General features: G+C 41.3%; 16 protein-coding genes. 6 read left to right on the top strand and 10 right to left on the bottom strand.

Annotation, left to right across the window (positions count from 1 at the left end; genetic code table 11):
• Nucleotides 1-346: 346 nt before the first annotated feature.
• The 6 genes from GA520_RS18430 to GA520_RS18405 form a co-directional block, all read right to left on the bottom strand.
• On the bottom strand, nucleotides 347-979 hold the full coding sequence (locus GA520_RS18430; protein ID WP_163337884.1) for a metallophosphoesterase: 633 nt from the start codon (nucleotides 977-979) through the stop codon (nucleotides 347-349).
• 76 nt (nucleotides 980-1,055) lie between these two features.
• The gene (locus tag GA520_RS18425) at nucleotides 1,056-1,403 is read right to left on the bottom strand and encodes a hypothetical protein (RefSeq protein ID WP_163337602.1); all 348 of its coding nucleotides are present in this window, start codon (nucleotides 1,401-1,403) and stop codon (nucleotides 1,056-1,058) included.
• Nucleotides 1,404-1,512: 109 nt separating this feature from the next.
• Nucleotides 1,513-1,755: a YheU family protein gene (locus tag GA520_RS18420; RefSeq protein ID WP_163337883.1), complete on the bottom strand. Its 243-nt coding sequence runs from the start codon at nucleotides 1,753-1,755 to the stop codon at nucleotides 1,513-1,515.
• Nucleotides 1,756-2,098: 343 nt separating this feature from the next.
• Complete coding sequence (locus GA520_RS18415; protein ID WP_163337882.1) at nucleotides 2,099-3,169, bottom strand: linear amide C-N hydrolase; 1,071 nt, start codon at nucleotides 3,167-3,169, stop codon at nucleotides 2,099-2,101.
• Nucleotides 3,170-3,323: 154 nt separating this feature from the next.
• Complete coding sequence (locus tag GA520_RS18410) at nucleotides 3,324-3,842, bottom strand: hypothetical protein (protein WP_163337881.1); 519 nt, start codon at nucleotides 3,840-3,842, stop codon at nucleotides 3,324-3,326.
• Between the two features lie 108 nt (nucleotides 3,843-3,950).
• Nucleotides 3,951-4,202: a hypothetical protein gene (locus GA520_RS18405; RefSeq protein ID WP_163337880.1), complete on the bottom strand. Its 252-nt coding sequence runs from the start codon at nucleotides 4,200-4,202 to the stop codon at nucleotides 3,951-3,953.
• 193 nt (nucleotides 4,203-4,395) lie between these two features.
• Here GA520_RS18405 and GA520_RS18400 point away from each other — a divergent pair, with 193 nt between their 5' ends.
• The 3 genes from GA520_RS18400 (at nucleotide 4,396) to GA520_RS18390 (ending at nucleotide 6,577) form a co-directional block, all read left to right on the top strand.
• Nucleotides 4,396-4,563, top strand: a complete 168-nt coding sequence (locus GA520_RS18400) for a hypothetical protein (RefSeq protein ID WP_163337879.1) — start codon at nucleotides 4,396-4,398, stop codon at nucleotides 4,561-4,563.
• A 439-nt stretch (nucleotides 4,564-5,002) separates the two neighbouring features.
• Nucleotides 5,003-5,776, top strand: coding sequence for a hypothetical protein (locus GA520_RS18395; RefSeq protein ID WP_163337878.1), 774 nt, complete (start codon nucleotides 5,003-5,005; stop codon nucleotides 5,774-5,776).
• 78 nt (nucleotides 5,777-5,854) lie between these two features.
• Nucleotides 5,855-6,577, top strand: coding sequence for a hypothetical protein (locus GA520_RS18390; protein WP_163337877.1), 723 nt, complete (start codon nucleotides 5,855-5,857; stop codon nucleotides 6,575-6,577).
• 294 nt (nucleotides 6,578-6,871) lie between these two features.
• Here GA520_RS18390 and GA520_RS18385 read toward each other — a convergent pair whose 3' ends face one another.
• Together GA520_RS18385 and glyQ are read right to left on the bottom strand one after the other, a co-directional pair.
• Nucleotides 6,872-7,615 carry an ABC transporter substrate-binding protein gene (locus GA520_RS18385; protein WP_163337876.1) on the bottom strand — a complete coding sequence of 248 codons (744 nt, stop codon included), beginning with the start codon at nucleotides 7,613-7,615 and terminating at the stop codon, nucleotides 6,872-6,874.
• A gap of 512 nt (nucleotides 7,616-8,127) precedes the next feature.
• Nucleotides 8,128-8,997, bottom strand: a complete 870-nt coding sequence (glyQ, locus tag GA520_RS18380; RefSeq protein WP_163337875.1) for a glycine--tRNA ligase subunit alpha — start codon at nucleotides 8,995-8,997, stop codon at nucleotides 8,128-8,130.
• Between the two features lie 237 nt (nucleotides 8,998-9,234).
• Between glyQ and GA520_RS18375 the strand changes: the two genes are divergently transcribed.
• The 3 genes from GA520_RS18375 to secB all read left to right on the top strand — a co-directional run bounded on the left by GA520_RS18375 (nucleotide 9,235) and on the right by secB (nucleotide 13,342).
• The gene (locus GA520_RS18375) at nucleotides 9,235-9,657 is read left to right on the top strand and encodes a CoA-binding protein (RefSeq protein ID WP_163337874.1); all 423 of its coding nucleotides are present in this window, start codon (nucleotides 9,235-9,237) and stop codon (nucleotides 9,655-9,657) included.
• A 25-nt stretch (nucleotides 9,658-9,682) separates the two neighbouring features.
• On the top strand, nucleotides 9,683-12,544 hold the full coding sequence (gene uvrA, locus GA520_RS18370) for an excinuclease ABC subunit UvrA (RefSeq protein ID WP_163337873.1): 2,862 nt from the start codon (nucleotides 9,683-9,685) through the stop codon (nucleotides 12,542-12,544).
• A 324-nt stretch (nucleotides 12,545-12,868) separates the two neighbouring features.
• A complete protein-coding gene (gene secB, locus GA520_RS18365) occupies nucleotides 12,869-13,342 on the top strand; it encodes a protein-export chaperone SecB (RefSeq protein ID WP_163337872.1) in 474 nt (157 codons plus the stop codon).
• Nucleotides 13,343-13,447: 105 nt separating this feature from the next.
• Here secB and GA520_RS18360 read toward each other — a convergent pair whose 3' ends face one another.
• The gene (locus GA520_RS18360) at nucleotides 13,448-14,470 is read right to left on the bottom strand and encodes a hypothetical protein (protein ID WP_163337871.1); all 1,023 of its coding nucleotides are present in this window, start codon (nucleotides 14,468-14,470) and stop codon (nucleotides 13,448-13,450) included.
• Nucleotides 14,471-14,524: 54 nt separating this feature from the next.
• Nucleotides 14,525-16,273 carry a pilus (MSHA type) biogenesis protein MshL gene (mshL, locus tag GA520_RS18355; RefSeq protein WP_163337870.1) on the bottom strand — a complete coding sequence of 583 codons (1,749 nt, stop codon included), beginning with the start codon at nucleotides 16,271-16,273 and terminating at the stop codon, nucleotides 14,525-14,527.
• Between the last annotated feature and the right edge of the window lie 5 nt (nucleotides 16,274-16,278).

Here is a 16,278-nt window from a genome sequence, read left to right as displayed (position 1 = left end):
TGTTTGGTTACACCTGGGCTTCAAATCCGGTGTAGGGGGTTAATAGCCTCCTAGGTGGGTTCGATTCCCATGCACTTCCGCCATTTTATTCATTATTTCAGGTCTTTACCTCTCTCTCTTTGTGTCCCGAGATTATCCCGGAATTTTGAAGAGCCGAATTGTGTCACCCTGATGTTCACGCCACAACACTATTTCTTTATTTGCTAGAAAATGAAGTTGCGGGACACATCTGGGACAACTCGTAGCGTTTTCATCACAACACCGCCATCGAATGATCAGAAAAGCGCGGAAAATATCTTTGTCTGGTGTAAATGCTGGTTCGACATTTTTATGTCTTTTCTATATGTCACAACCAGGTGTCGCCACACTCCATCCCCCAGTTCCACACGTGCGTTAATTTTTTATTTGATAGAGGAAATAATTGAAGTTCCATCTCGGGTAGGTTGAGTATCGCACAGCTATGATTGAATTTGGTGCTTCCTGGATTGATCACCAAAACATCGTCCAGCTGTTCGGCAAACACCTGGTGAGTATGGCCGACCACTAGCACATCGAATTCAGATCCTTCCAATTTTTCGGACCACAACTTTTTCCGGTCCGCCAGGATCTCTGCACGTTTATCCAACAGGGTAATCCCGTCCATGAGTGACTGTGGAGGACTTGCATGAACCAAGTAGACACGTTTCCCTTCGAGAGTTACTAATAGCCACAACGGCAATTTCTCGAAAAAAGTGAGAACCGAGTCTGCTTTCCCGTCATTGGGGTTGGCCAGACACCAGAGGTCATGGTTACCCATAATAGTTGTGCATCCACTCTCATTTAGCAAATTAACGGTTTGGTTCAGTTCGTTCCCGTACCCGGCAGTGTCTCCAACACAGAAAACATAATTCACCCTTTGACTCTGAAAAACCGCCAAGGCTTCCCGTACGGGGTCTGCTGTGGCATGGACATCACTGATTAAGCCAATTTTCGTGGGCACGCTAGTTCTCTTCCGGTTTCTTATGGGTGCACTGATTTGATATTTGATATAGCATGATTTGACCCCATGTTTTTCATTAACTGCTGTTTTTATTGGAGTATTTTTTATAGTCTGCCCAGAATTGTTTTTTTACTTCCTTAACTCCTTCGAAGTAATCTTCAAAAATGCCAACCTTATTCCAGTTTTCAGGATAAGAGTATTCTTCTCCATCTTCGCCAAACTCGGTTACCCAGAATGGAGGTTTTGTATCATCTACAATTTCAAAACAATCTGGAGGATATAGGTATGGCTCTTTATCAGTATCACTAATTATTCTGTAATCGTCTGATTCGATGCCAATTACCTCATACTCGTTTTCAATGTCTAGACTTTCAATTTTGAATTCATCATCATCTGATGTGTTTTTAACTAGCTTGACGATCATTTCAATGTTTTTGTACAGGTAACGTGATGATCACCAGTTTATCCGGTGAATTATTATGTTAGCAATAATTCGCGACAAGAATCAAAAGCCAACGCGTCCTCTTTTCGTCTTATGAATCAATAGATTTCAAAATTTGATCATCCTTGTGAAGGATAGTAGTTGTCTCAGAATTATGATCAAAGACAATAAAGGCTTCTTTAGATTTAAGTTGTTTTAACACTTGGGCAATTTTCGTCCCAAGTGGGATTTCGGCTTCGCCGTAATCAGTACCATTACGGGTTACAAATTCTTCGATAACACCGTCCAATGCCTCTTGACTCAATTGATCATATGGGATTTTAACAGCTTTCATTTTTTAATAAGAGAAATAAGTGAGAACCAAAAAGGAACAGCGTTCGACTTCCCCAGTTTTAAATAGCCGATTGAGCTATGCTTGTCAGGGGGAACAAATGCAAGCAGAATGAATGTCCTAAGAGAACCCACTCCTGCTTATAGTACTCTTTTTTGCCCCTAAAAGATGCTTCTAAGGTGTAAAAAAAAATCTTAATATTTAATAGGAATACATACATTCCGATGGTTCTAGTTGGTCCGACCCCGATCACGTCGGGTTCTGTGGAACAGTTTGTTGTGCGATTATAATTCTTTATTGATGATGTTCGATTACATGCTGGCTGTTAAGTAATACCTTTGTACTGCTAGTTGCAAAAAGTAGTTTCTGGGTAACCTGAAAATAGATCTAAAATGTGATCGGGAAGCGCAGAAAAGTACGATTTTAAATAAAAATTCCTTATCTGATTTCGATTGGCCTGATATGAGTATTGAATAAATTTATCTGCAATATAACCGGATTGCCCAGAATCTGTATTCATAACTTTTACTGGTGTTGAACATGAAAGATCAAAAGACTTTAAACTGAATATTCTAGTTTTTTGATTGTCATATGTCCGAAAATAAATAGTAAAACCTACAATATCATAGACAATACTCCATTGAGTTTTAAGAGAATCATGTTCAGCTTTTTTCAAAATGTTAAATGCATATTCAATCGGCTGGCCAAGTGTAAGCGGATCATATTCATTAACTAAGTTTGCTGTCCGATTAAAGCGTTCTATTGATTTATTTTTGTCAGATTGGGGTAGCTCCCCTTTTCTCCAATAGCTGAGAGATTCAGTGTACGTGCTGTTTGTAAGAGTTTTAACAGGCAACCGTTCATTGGTATGGTAAATAAGTTCCCCTTCAATAAATTCAATGGTAGCGCATATACCTGATCGTTCACATATAAAAAAGTGTAGTTTCGAATCCTTTGATGCTTGAATTCTCATTTTTGATCCACTTGAGATTACGTCTTCTACCTTGGAAAAATTATCAAGCTGATACTGAATCCATTGTGAAGCCATAATTTCTGGACGCGAATCCTTTGGTGGGTATTGAGTTTCATCTAACATCATTGATTCAACCACCAGGCCAGCTTCGTTCATGCCACCCATCGGGAATTCTCGTCCGAATAGGTTAAACGTTGCACTTCCATATTTTGATACCCAACTCAAACTATTGTTCACTTCATCCGTTTCATATGAGATTGTAGTTTTTACAACACCTCGTTTATTAATAAATATACAACCGTCTCCAAGCCTCCAATCGAAATTTCTTCCGTAGACGGGTCGGTTCGTAATGTCTAGACAGAATGTAGTGCAAGCAGGCGCAAGATTTGAATCAAATATTAAAAGGAAAAAGCAAAATATTGATTTTTTCTTAAAACTTATCATTTGTGTTTGATCCAATTCATTGAGGCGCAACGTCAGGCAAAACCAGCCTCAAGAAGCCCTCCACGAAACGACAACTATTAATGGTACGAAAATAGGCACGTTACGAGAATGTAAAAAAATCGCGCGCTTCTTGCGGTCTGTGTGGACGCCCTTGTTATATGCGTTTTCCTTTTACTTTTTTCGATTTCCAAGGTTTGAAGATTGAAATAAAAATCGTCACCATCAGCACCAAGACTTGAATAGTGCCAAAAATTAAGTTCATCTTTTCATTGTACAGGTATTCATCGTCACTCATAGAGGACATTCCAAGTTTTCCAGAGATTTCCATCATATTTGTTTCCCACGGCCCCAGAAAAAAAGTGCCAAATAATATGGCCGTAATAGTGACAATCCATTTTAATATAAGCCAATTGTGTTTGAAATAACCCCAATTGCTGAAAGAAGAGTATATTAAACCGGTTACCAAGCATCCAAAGGCACCGGGGATTACAACAACTGCCATATCAACATGGTGAATGCTCTGGTTTATTCCATACAGAATTCCATCATCAGTTACTTTACCTTTTAAGAAATAAAGCAATATCAGGGAAACAGCACCGCCAACCCAACAAGAAACTGCAATCAAGTGAAAACTTTTTAGCCATTTCATTCCATTTGCATTTAATTTAATCATGTGTGCCTCAAAATAATTTATCCATATAACGTTGAGTTATGTGGCGAGTTTCAGCGAATCTGAACGACCGTAGGGAGTGTTCATAATCGGTTGGTTATATTAATTTTATTAATGATAGATACCTAGTAAGATTATTGCACCGAAACCTGATATAGTCATCAAAATTTGCCAGAACCTGTTTTCTTTTCCAAATTCTGCCATTTCATAATACGCATTAAATCCTTCATTCTCCATTGGAAATGGAATCATTCTCCCGATTTTTTTCTTAATTCTTAAATACCATTTAATATTGAGAAATATCACTAATATTACTGCAACAATTAATAATGGGATTGATATGTATAATGAATATTTTTCCATTTTATTATGCTAGTAATGATTACTGCTTCCACGAGTACTAATTAATTTTTCTAAATATAACGTTAAATTCAGCGGCCCGATGTTTTTCGGGTCCGCTGGAATGATTTGATAATAGTTATGGCCTTCCTTCAGGTGAGATAAGATTGTGGAAGTACCACCAACCACATCCCACACACCCAAAGGAGGCCATAGCATGAAATTTTATAGCAAACAACATCAGTATTACTGCGGAATCGTTCTTCATGCCAGAAAAATGTATGTCGTCGTTATTAATAGCAAAAGAGATGTGAAAGTTCACAAGAACATCAAAACAGACCCCGATGAACTGCTTTCACTCATCACAAGTTTTCGAGGTGATTAATATTATAAGGGTGATGGGCCAAAGGGTTTCCCAAAGTTGATGTGGCGAGAATGCACCCCAAGAACGCTCGAAGTCTACGCTTATCTGGTCCAGATTGAGGCATGTGAAAAATTTTACCATAGGCATATAAGAGAAATCTCGGCGTCTCGTTGCTCACTTAACGGAGGATAAAATATTGAGCATAACGAAAATATTGATCAAAAGGGCAGTTTTAGGATGGGAACTAGATATGAATTATTTCTCTATTTTTCATCAGCAAATAGAGGGAAGGCATGAGTCAAATTACTCTTACCAGCAGTTCGCTTGAGGATACATAATCCCCCTCGGAACAACTAACCCATATAATACGGTACCTTTGGGAAAGGTATTGCGTATCATGTATAGTTATGGTTTGGTTTCTGGGCGATTTTTATCCAGATAAATGAAAAGGAGAGACCAAATGCCTTCAAAATTTCAAAAGGTAAAAAAGTACAAACAGAAAAGAAGCGGGAAATGCCCCATTCTTGCATTTTTACTCATAGCTATCATTACTCCGATCACGCTCTGGTTGGGTATAGAATTGGCGCTGTATATTATCGGCTTAATCAATGTAGATATTATTATACTTACAATTGGGATTATCTGGTGCGCAGGCATAGCCGGAGCTTCTTTGGGCAACTCGCTTGGTGGAACATGCCGAAACATGATAGCCCTCAGTTTTGCCCTTGTACCCCTAACCCTGGTATGCCTGTTCTGGGCGGCCATCTTTTTTGGATCCGACACCGGAGATTTCACATCGACGGGTTGGAATATGATTGAAGCCGTTTTCATACTGGCTATGCCTGTTATTGTCTTTTTCCATTTGAAAGGGGAATACTATTGTGAAAAATGCCTGTGTTCCTATGATATTAAGGATAAACTATGGTATGCTGCGGCTCCTCCCTATGAGGAAATACTGCATGATCTCAGTGCTCGCCAATGGAATGCAGGGCCCTGTCCTGAAGAGAAGCCGTCAAAAGAAGAGAACATCCTGAAAATTACTGCAGAACACTGCCCCAAATGTAACGACTCAGTTTTACATGCTTATTTCAAGAAGCCAACTGAAAGCAGTGAAGTTCTTATTTTTTCTGAATTTATAGAGGGAAATGTGTTCGCCCCGCTTTGCTCATTGATGGAGAAAAAAACTTCAGTCAAGTCTGAAGATACAGAAGCAGAAGCAGCTGGCAATAAATGAACAGATGCCATCGGTATTATGGATTCTTTACTCAACATATACCAAAGCTAAACACGAAGAAGAAAAGAGAGATGAATTATGCTTTTTATCGGTGATTTTTCCCTTAAAGCAAAACTTATTCTTCTTCCTTTTCTTTTCGTTCTATTGTTCTTTCTCTGGAGAAAAATTAAGAGAACAAAGACCAGTTATGAAGAGTTTTCAAAGGATAAAACACAAAATAGTACGACCATAAGCTGGCAGTGGCATTCTCCACCTGCCGAGGTGGATCTTGAAGTTGAACAATCTGCTGATGAAAGCAGGTTGCGCCTCTATTCCACGCGCAGCAGTACTGAAATATTTTGTGGTCTTGCTGGAATCGTATTTGCAACTCTGACGCTCTGTATGCTACTTGCAGCATTGTTAAACACCGGTGGAAATTATACCTATACCATATCACCACTTGGTCTGGCATGTGTGACACCTGTCCTGCTTTTGCTTGCATACGGGCTCTGCTCTGTTGAAACACCGGTGACTGACATAATCCTCTCCCCGAACAGGCTGATTATCCGGCGTCGTTTTGCCATTTATTTTCACAAATCAACGACCTATGCTGCTCACAAAGCAAAGGGGCTTACTATTACAGCGAATGTGCAGAATATTCTGCAATCAACGGTTGATCAATTTTACAGGCTTCCTGATTTTTATCTGTATGTCAAAAAAGGCTTTGGGCCTTCGAAGCGGTTCATTCTACGGTGCACGCCAAAACAGACTGGCTGGATTGTGGAGGGACTCAATCAATGGGTATCTTTTATAGTTCATTAAATGGCTACTATGACATGAATGGAAAAAATCTTCCCTATCTGATCTGCAGACAATCACAGACCATGGAAGAATTGATTCGGTACGTCGATAAGCAAAGATAGAAGTCTCCAGGAACAGTTAAAAGAGCTGCTTTTGGTTTACCAGTTGTCTACGTGGAGAGGATAAATCCATATCTCAAGCTGCAATCAACAATAGTATTCTCGATAACATTTCTTTGCGATTAAAACTGTACATTCTCTAAGGTCCAGCGCTGAAAGGATAAAAGTTGAGATGCTGATCAGCACAAGAGGTGTCTTATTTATATTCGGGTATGGGTAAGCCCTTACTTCGGAAATACGATTGAATAATTCGATCAATTTCTCCGGATTCCACCATTAATCGAAAAACATCTTCTAATTCATCCTTACGGTTAAAGAGTTTGGACTTCCGAGAAATCGCCATATAAACAGGTTTTTTTTCTGTATGCATGAATGGTGCGACCTCCACATTATCTTGCAAACTCAATTGATTCATAATTTCTAGTCCATACACATCTGTGTGGATTACGACATCGATCCTGCCAGACACAAGCATCTTGAAACTATCCGCGTAGTAGGGAGTGACGAATTTTTTCAGTTTCTCATCTTCATCGAAACGTGGAAAATATTTTGATCCTATGTGTACCCCAACTCTCAGTTTGTATAAATCCTCATACGTTTGCAGGCGTTTTCCTTCTCCTTTTCTGATGAAGAAATACTTGTTTGATCTCAATTTGTATGGGGGCCTCAAAAAATAGGCAAAACGTTCCCTGTCATTATTTTTTAAGAGACCACATAGAACGTCAATTTCTCCATTTTTCAACTGGTCTAGTCTTCGTGCAAAAGGAACTTTATTTGCCGTCAAGGTTGCGCTGAATTTGTCAGCGAAAGCTTTGGTGATGGCGTAATCAATTTCTAAGGTATCTGGCAAAGAGGTTTTCCAAATTGCTTGATGAGCGTGACTTGGTTCAAGGTACCAACAAAAGAATAATAAACTAAGACTAAAAAATTTTACTCTCATTATTCTAACCTTGGAAAGTGGGACTGAGCATTTTTCAACCTTCTTCTAACTTGCTCAATGTAATGTTTGGCTGGATGAATAGTATCACCAGTAAAGGGAATAAGGAAACTGTGTGCACTATGAAAACAACAGTATAACCTGTTGAAAGGTATCGTAAATCAAATCTATAATTAAGGTGTAGGTTAATAAATACACGAGAGATGATCAGTCATCTAAAGGCAACCTGACTGATTGAAATGTTTATTGAGAGCTGTACATGAAAGGGAAAAGTGAAATATTGCTCCTGAAACAATTAGCAAACCTGAAAGAAGGGGGTCGATCAACGATGCGTATCGAATAATCATCTTGATAATATCTGCTACTTGTCTGTGGTGACATTCGATACATGCCTTGATCCTGAACAAAATGATGAGTTTTCGGATTGAAACAGAATAGGTTTTTATGCGGCAGTACAAATACCTGTCCGCTGATAAATGAAAACGGACAGGCGTTTATATGCTGAAGTAGACAGGTTATGCTTTGATGAGCGGGTGACCCATTTCTTCGCGTTGAATGACGTATCTTTCAGCGACTTTTCTGGCAATATTCCGAATACGACCGATATAGCGGGTGCGTTCAGCAACACTGATTGCTTTGCGCGCATCAAGCAGGTTAAAGGTGTGCGAGCATTTCAGGCAGAAATCATAAGCCGGCAGGATAAGGTTTTTTTCAACCAGCTTGAGAGCTTCTTCTTCGTACACATTAAAAAACCTAATCATTTCCTCGACGTTGGCTTCCTCGAAATTGAATGTTGAAAATTCAACCTCGGCCTGGTGAAAGATCTGGCCGTAAGATACCGTATTGTTCCACTTGATGTCGTAAACGCTCTCGACACCCTGCAGGTACATGGCAATGCGTTCAAGGCCATAGGTGATTTCTACCGTTGTCGGGTGTAAGTCGATGGAACCTGCCTGTTGAAAGTAGGTGAACTGGGTAATCTCCATCCCATCAAGCCACACTTCCCAGCCGAGTCCGGAGGCACCAAGTGTTGGTGACTCCCAGTCATCCTCGACAAAACGAATGTCATGCTCCAGAAGATCCAGACCAAATCGTTTCAGGCTTTCCAGATAAAGCTCCTGCACATCCAGTGGGGATGGTTTGATGACTACCTGATACTGGTAATAATGCTGCAAGCGGTTGGGGTTATCACCGTAACGTCCATCGGTTGGTCTACGGGAGGGTTGAGGGTAGGCTGCTTTCCATGGTTCCGGCCCCAGAGCTCGTAGCAGGGTCGCGGGGTGGAATGTCCCTGCTCCAACTTCCATGTCATATGGTTGCTGAATAACGCAGCCCTTTTCGGCCCAATATGTGTCCAGTGTAAAAATAATATCCTGAAAGTTCATGAATTATCCCTTGCTGTATGCTGAATATTGAATGAGAAAGCTTTTTTTATCAGGCAACGTGGTGTTGCACTTTTCTCCCTCCTGAAATCCTGCTCAACTATAATTGTTCTCTTGACTTTTGTCTATGGGGTCATACTTTTAAGCTACCATGTAAGTGAGAGGTGGCGTAGCTGTAACTCATCTTTTATCCGTACTAATTTAACACCGGTATCATCGGTCCTGTCACCACTAATAACTATGTTGAATATTCCAGAAATGCAGGAACTGCGGGATTTACTCAGTGAAGTCAAAACCATTGCCGTTGTCGGGTTATCTCCCAAGGAGGCGCGTCCGAGCAATATGGTTGCCAGGTACCTGATTGAGGCCGGCTATACTGTAATTCCTGTGAATCCGGGCCAGACAACCATTCTGGAACGTACCTGTTACAGTAGCCTTGATGAGATCCCAATTGCTGTTGACCTTGTTGACATTTTCCGTCGTTCTGAGGAGGTGTATCCTATTGTTGAGTCTGCTGTGAAGATTGGTGTAAAGGCTGTCTGGATGCAACAGGGGATAGTGAACGGTGAGGCGGCTGACTATGCCAGGACGCAGGGCCTCAAAGTAGTTATGGATAGATGTATCAAGATCGACCACCAGAGTCTGCTCGTCGAGCCTTCCTGATTTCCTCTTAACTCCTCCAAAACTTATGGAACCGAAAACGTTAAGCATACGGGGTGCCCGTATGCATAATTTGAAAAATATTAGTGTTGATTTACCCCGGAATAAACTAGTTGTGTTTACCGGATTGTCCGGTTCCGGAAAATCCACTCTGGCGTTTGATACTCTTTACGCAGAAGGGCAGCGCAGGTACGTAGAGTCTCTCTCCACCTACGCCAGGCAGTTTCTAGGCCAGATGGATAAACCGGAAGTGGATGCACTGGAAGGACTCTCACCCGCAGTATCCATCGAACAGAAGACAACCAGTAAAAATCCTCGTTCGACCGTCGGGACGGTAACGGAGATTTACGATCATCTTCGACTCCTGTATGCCAGATGTGGTAGACCTCATTGTCCGGATTGCGGTAATGAGATCCAGGCACAGTCGATTGAGGATATGGTCAATACGCTGCTGGCAGAACCGGAGGGGAAGAAGGTAATCCTGCTGGCGCCGATAGTAACAGATAGAAAAGGTCGTCATGAGCAGGTCTTGGCCCGTATTCGTAAAGAAGGGTTTGTGCGCGTACGGATTGATGGTGAAATGTACCATGCAGACGATGTTGAGGCGTTAGAAAAGAATAAACGCCATACCATCGAGGTAGTTGTTGACAGATTGGTGATTAAAAATGAGATCAGGAGACGGTTATCTGATTCGGTTAGTACGGCTGTAAAGCTGACGGAAGGCTTTTTGCTGGTTGACTATCCTGATGATAAGAGAGAACAGCTGTTTAGTGAACATGCCGCCTGTCATGAGTGCGGAATCTCCATGCCTCAACCGACAACTCAGCTTTTTTCCTTTAACAATCCGCAGGGAGCCTGTGAAGAGTGCGGTGGGTTGGGGGTAAATCAGTTTTTTGATGCGGCCCTGGTGGTCCCCGATCATTCGAAAAGTATTGCTCAAGGGGCCATAGCCCCATGGGGATGGCGATCTGAATCCACATATACCGGGCAATTACTTGCAGCTGTAGCAAAGCATTATGGCTTTTCACTGGATAGCTCGTTTAAACAGCTTACACCAAAACAGCAGGACGTTATCCTCTTTGGCTCTGGTGGTGAGGAAATTCATTTTCATTACCAGAAAGGACGACGGGTGATGACGGCAGAGAAGGCGTTTGAAGGAGTCATTCCTCAACTTGACAGACGGTATCATGAAACGCAGTCGCCGATGATTCGGGAAGAATTAGCGAAGTTTATGAATGAGCAGGTCTGTTCAAAATGCTCCGGAGCACGTCTTAAACCAGCGGCCTTATCTATACTTATTGGGAAACGCTCTATTTATGAATTGACCTGTTTTTCAATCGAAAGGTTACTACAGGAGCTTCCGCTTTTACCATTCAATTCACGTGAGAGGCAGATTGGAGAGCCGATCTTGAAAGAAATAGTGGATCGCTTGTCGTTTCTTGAAGATGTCGGGCTTGGTTATCTCTCTCTTGAAAGGAAGGCGGGGACATTGTCCGGTGGCGAGGCTCAGAGAATAAGGCTTGCTTCGCAGATCGGATCCAGGTTGGCAGGGGTTCTGTACATTCTTGATGAGCCGAGTATAGGTTTGCATCAGAGGGATAACCAGAAATTGATTAATACTCTTATTGAACTCCGTGATCTCGGAAATAGTGTCATCGTCGTCGAACATGATACAGATACCATTGTGGCTGCTGACCATATTCTAGATATGGGGGTCGGAGCTGGTGTTCATGGTGGTGAGATCGTATATAGTGGAGACCTGGATGGATTGCTGGTAAATGAAAAATCTATAACCGGAGCTTTTCTTTCTGATAGAAAACGAATTGAGATCCCTGCAAAAAGAAAACAGGTCAGCAAGAACGGGAAGATGAAATTGGCGGTCATGAAGGCTACTACCAATAATCTGAAAAATGTTTCGGTCAAGTTCCCGCTTGGTGTTATGACATGTGTAACCGGTGTTTCCGGGTCAGGGAAAAGCTCGCTGGTGATAGAAACATTATTTAAATTGGCGCGGAAAGGTTTATCCCTGAGACGGGAGAAAAGCTTTGGAAATGGGGCAGGTACCATCACAGGTTTGGATCTGATTGATAAGATAATCGATATTGATCAAAGCCCTATTGGTAGGACACCTCGCTCAAATCCTGCAACGTATACCGGTGTCTTTACTCCGATCAGGGACCTGTTTGCAAGGCTACCTGAAGCACGAGCACGTGGCTATAAACCAGGTCGATTTAGTTTTAACCTCAAAGGTGGACGCTGCGAGGCATGTGATGGCGAAGGGGTCATTAAAATTGCCATGCACTTCCTGCCGGATATTTATGTTGTATGCGAAACATGCCATGGGAAAAGGTATAATCAGGAGACCCTTGATATAAAGTATCGTGAAAAAAATATTCACGAAGTCCTGAGCATGACAGTAGAAGAAGCACTCGAATTTTTTACAAATATCCCTCCGATCAGGAATAGATTACAGACCCTATATGATGTTGGGTTGTCTTATATTAAGCTTGGACAGTCTTCTGTAACACTTTCAGGTGGCGAGGCACAGCGAGTTAAACTTGCCAGGGAGTTGTCAGGGAGAAGTAGCGGAAAGACTCTTTATATCCTAGACGAGCCGACAACTGGGTTGCATCCTTCAGACATCCAACATCTGTTGCACGTTTTGGAGAGGTTAGTGGATCAGGGAAATACAGTAATTGTAATCGAACATAACCTGGATGTAGTGAAAACTGCAGACTGGATAATTGATGTAGGGCCTGAAGGTGGAGATCGTGGTGGCGAAATCGTGGCATGTGGTCCGCCTGAAGAAATATCTGAGGTTGAACAATCTTATACCGGGATGTTTTTAAAACCGATTCTTACCCAGAATAGAAATACAGACAGGAATTGAAAAACTTGCTTGATCTTGATAAGTGGAGTTTAATGCGATCCAAATTCATAGGATTCGTGGAAAAGTCCTAATTCGGATTTTTCATCAGTTCAAGCGATGCCGAAGTCAATATTTTTTGGAAGAAGATAAGCGTTGATTCTTTTTGCAAGCGAAACAAGTCTGTAGACGGCACTGGATGAACTGACCTTTGGTGAACATTTTGTAAGATTGGGCTACGTACATCAAGATACTGAAAGCCATGTCGCAAGTGGAATCAAGCCAACTCGATGCAATGTTCATGAGAAATTCAGGCTAAATTTGTAAATAACAATATATGAGGAAAAAATGACTGAAAATACCGGTACACAGGAGTCTGCACCGCGTCCTGAATTCAGGATGCAGAAGATGTATATGAAGGATCTTTCTTTTGAAAACCCTAACGCTCCTGGTGTGTATATAGCACAACAGCAATCTGAACCAAAGGTTGAACTCAACCTCAACCTCAACCATAAAAAAGTAGATGATGACCATTATGAAGTCACGCTGCAGATTTATGCAAAAGTCGGTTCCAAAGAAGAAGATAAATCACTCTTTATCCTTGAGATGGAACATGCAGCGATTTTTCTGCTGAAAAATATCCCAGAAGAACATCTGGAAATGGTTCTTGGGGTTGACTGTCCGACACTGCTCTTTCCGTTTACCCGCCAGATTGTGAGTCAGGTCACTGTAGATGGAGGTTTCTCTCCATTTCTTATGGAGCCTGTTAACTTTATGGCTCTATTCCAGAACGCTCAGGCAAAGAAAAAGGCCGGAAATTGATTCGGTTTTAACAGTAATCAAAATACAATCAAAAAAGGGGTTGTCTCAATAGAGACAACCCCTTTTTTGATTAGGAGAAGAGTGTAATTAAAGTAAATTCAGTTCTTACAGGCCATACGTCACAAAGTTTTCGATAAGTGTTGTGACTCCTTTCTCAATAGCCTTGTTAAAAAGGGTATCATACTGGTTGTCTGCAAGGAATGATTCAGGAGATACCTGTACACGAACCCTGTTTGTCCACACAACGTTTCCTGTAGCAGCTTCCTGTACCCAGATTCTCAACTGAACAACAGCCTGATCTACTTTGCCACTGTTATATGTGTTTTCACCAAGACCGTATCCGATAGCACCCCAGAGGATGGAGTTCGCAGTGTCACCCCCACTTATACCAAGTACTGTGTCACCACTGCCCCATGGCCAGTGTGAAGACTCGTAGCCAATCCGGGCGCCATAAATTCCACCTGTAATCTTGTTGTTATCAAGATCATATTCATCGGAATCGGCGAAACCAAACAGTATGCGGTTCGTACCGTTATTGATGAACGGTAAAAGACCTTTCTTCCATGGTTCCCATGTCGCTTCCTCACGAGTTTTGAATTCAAGAATTCGGCCACGAATTATATAATCGGCGTCAAATTGTCGTCCGATTTTTGCAATAGTCTTAGGTGTAAGACCATGTGCGCCAGGACTTGTAATAGCATCATTTTTCAATTCATTTTCTTGCTCTGCTATATACTTTTTGATTTCGTTTCTCATCTGAGGTGACCAATCACCATCAGTCAATTCAAAATTCATTGAGCTTGAACGCTTATCTTCATACGCCATGAGAGATATAACGTTCTGGTTAATCATGTATTGAAAGACATCTTCCTGAATGGGTAAGGAAAATCCATTTGCAACAAAACGATCTGTCAACGTTTCTGTAACTATCATATTACGTCTGTGTGCAGACTCAATATTTGCGCCACCAGAATAGTCAGCAAACGGTAAAATAACGACAGACTTTCCGACTCCTGGAGCGTTGAAACCAGGATTTTCAGGAACGTTTAATGTTTCTATGACTGTCTGTCCGCATCCGGTAAGTACTAATGCCAGAACGCCTGCGATAAAAAAATTCAGCCTATGCATTTTCATCTTCTCCATATCTTTATGATAGAATTCCCACTTCTACAAAATGTTGAATTATATGATTCTAGGTTTTAAGAGAATGATCAGCTCACGTTTTCTGACTACTTTCTCTTCATATCCGAACAGATAGCGCAGCAAGGGAATATCCCCTAAAACAGGGGCAAATTCTCCTTCTGTTTCATCAACATTACTGATAAGGCCACCAATCACGAGCATTTCTCCATCATTTACCCTAACAGTTGTACTCATTTCACGCACATTCACAATAGGAAGGCCAACTGTTCCACCAAGATTACCTACTGCAAGGTATTCAATGGGTTCAATAAGTTCTGATGTAACAGGAACTAAGTTCATGATGATTTGTTTATCATCAAGTACAGTCGCTGTTAATGCCATTCCAAGACCGGATAGAATCCTTTCAGTTTCAACAGTATAAGTAATAATGCCCGTGTCTGAATCGAGATCTGATTCAATAGAATCTACGTATGTTACGTTACGTCCAACGGTAATGAGAGCTGGTTGACCATTCATTACGCTAATCTTGGGATTTGACAGTATTTTGGTATCACCTTGCTCTTTTAAAGCGTTCAAAAAGATGTCAAAATTGGCAGATCCGAGTGTGATTTTTGAAACAAAACGGCCAGGATCGTGCAGATCAGTATGTGCATTAATAGATGAATATGTGGAATAATCCTGACCGGTATTATTATATGGAGCACCAGCAGGGTTTGGGCTTTCGTTGGATGAAATATATGGATAAATTTGTCCATTATAACCAAAGTCAACAGTGCCAGAAATATTGAAATTCTTAAGAACAGAAGACCAATTGATACCAATAGACGAAGCATCCGTTAATTGAACTTCAATGATTTTTGCTTCGATAGTAACCTGTTTATAAAGTTCCTTTTTTAATGAATCAAAATATGTTTCAAGACGGTCAAGAAGAGGGCGGGGTGCTGTAACTGTTATCATCCCGATCGGTTTATCAATTATATACATGCTCCCACCGGATGAAACTTGCCGGGTAGCTAATTGTGCATCATCACCAGTTGCTTCGGCATCATCCGCTGCAGCAGGAGGAGTGTCTACTGGGTTAACCGCTTGAGTGTTCCAGGTGTTGATGATAGCATCCATATTTGCCTGGATGTTTTGCCAGAGATCGAACTCATTTTCCATGCTTTTTAGTTGGATCGTTCCATCTATATTGCTAGATTCCTCATCATTTCCAAGCAGATTCCCACCAGTTCCTGTACCGTAATTGGATTTAGTAAAAGGCATTGCTATATGGAATCTTCTTACTTCCTTGTACTTAACAACGATCGTATTTCCTTTCACTTCGTGATAATAATCGACCTGTCGTAGTAAGTTATCAATAGCTAGATAAAAATCATCACTAGCATTTATATCAACATCGACAAGGACCTTTTGATCTACATCACTCGCCCAAGAAACATTCATTTTTTTCAGCGCGGCTAATCTCTTAAGAATGTCCCACAGTGGTTGAGGACCGCGAGTTGACCTGATAGATGCGCCAACTTTTATTGTCGAAATTTCTTCATTCCCAAGCTCTTCCTTGCTTTCTAAGTCAACCATGTAACTCGGGGTTTGATAATTGACTGGAAGAGTTAGGGGATTGGCTGTTACTTCTTGGGCAGGGGCTACCGCCTTCTGACCTGAGGCCATTTCCGTTGTCTCTTCTAATGCAGTAGTGTCGCTTTCGGTATTAACCTGATTACAAGCAGATAAACTGATTAGAAGAAATACGAAGCTACTGAACAATAGACTTTGTTTGAAATACTTCATACGAT

The organism is Desulfopila sp. IMCC35008 (genome assembly GCF_010646885.2).
GTDB lineage: Bacteria > Desulfobacterota > Desulfobulbia > Desulfobulbales > Desulfocapsaceae > Desulfopila.
This window is presented reverse-complemented; position numbering and strand designations above follow the sequence as displayed.

What these genes read in the sequence shown, in the direction of transcription:
- GA520_RS18425 (WP_163337602.1), bottom strand. Translation starts at nt 1,403, where the DNA reads ATGATCGTCAAGCTAGTTAAAAACACATCAGATGATGATGAATTCAAA.
- GA520_RS18420 (WP_163337883.1), bottom strand. Translation starts at nt 1,755, where the DNA reads ATGAAAGCTGTTAAAATCCCATATGATCAATTGAGTCAAGAGGCATTG.
- GA520_RS18415 (WP_163337882.1), bottom strand. Translation starts at nt 3,169, where the DNA reads ATGATAAGTTTTAAGAAAAAATCAATATTTTGCTTTTTCCTTTTAATA.
- GA520_RS18410 (WP_163337881.1), bottom strand. Translation starts at nt 3,842, where the DNA reads ATGATTAAATTAAATGCAAATGGAATGAAATGGCTAAAAAGTTTTCAC.
- GA520_RS18405 (WP_163337880.1), bottom strand. Translation starts at nt 4,202, where the DNA reads ATGGAAAAATATTCATTATACATATCAATCCCATTATTAATTGTTGCA.
- GA520_RS18400 (WP_163337879.1), top strand. Translation starts at nt 4,396, where the DNA reads ATGAAATTTTATAGCAAACAACATCAGTATTACTGCGGAATCGTTCTT.
- GA520_RS18395 (WP_163337878.1), top strand. Translation starts at nt 5,003, where the DNA reads ATGCCTTCAAAATTTCAAAAGGTAAAAAAGTACAAACAGAAAAGAAGC.
- GA520_RS18390 (WP_163337877.1), top strand. Translation starts at nt 5,855, where the DNA reads ATGCTTTTTATCGGTGATTTTTCCCTTAAAGCAAAACTTATTCTTCTT.
- GA520_RS18385 (WP_163337876.1), bottom strand. Translation starts at nt 7,615, where the DNA reads ATGAGAGTAAAATTTTTTAGTCTTAGTTTATTATTCTTTTGTTGGTAC.
- glyQ (WP_163337875.1), bottom strand. Translation starts at nt 8,997, where the DNA reads ATGAACTTTCAGGATATTATTTTTACACTGGACACATATTGGGCCGAA.
- GA520_RS18375 (WP_163337874.1), top strand. Translation starts at nt 9,235, where the DNA reads ATGTTGAATATTCCAGAAATGCAGGAACTGCGGGATTTACTCAGTGAA.
- uvrA (WP_163337873.1), top strand. Translation starts at nt 9,683, where the DNA reads ATGGAACCGAAAACGTTAAGCATACGGGGTGCCCGTATGCATAATTTG.
- secB (WP_163337872.1), top strand. Translation starts at nt 12,869, where the DNA reads ATGACTGAAAATACCGGTACACAGGAGTCTGCACCGCGTCCTGAATTC.
- GA520_RS18360 (WP_163337871.1), bottom strand. Translation starts at nt 14,470, where the DNA reads ATGCATAGGCTGAATTTTTTTATCGCAGGCGTTCTGGCATTAGTACTT.
- mshL (WP_163337870.1), bottom strand. Translation starts at nt 16,273, where the DNA reads ATGAAGTATTTCAAACAAAGTCTATTGTTCAGTAGCTTCGTATTTCTT.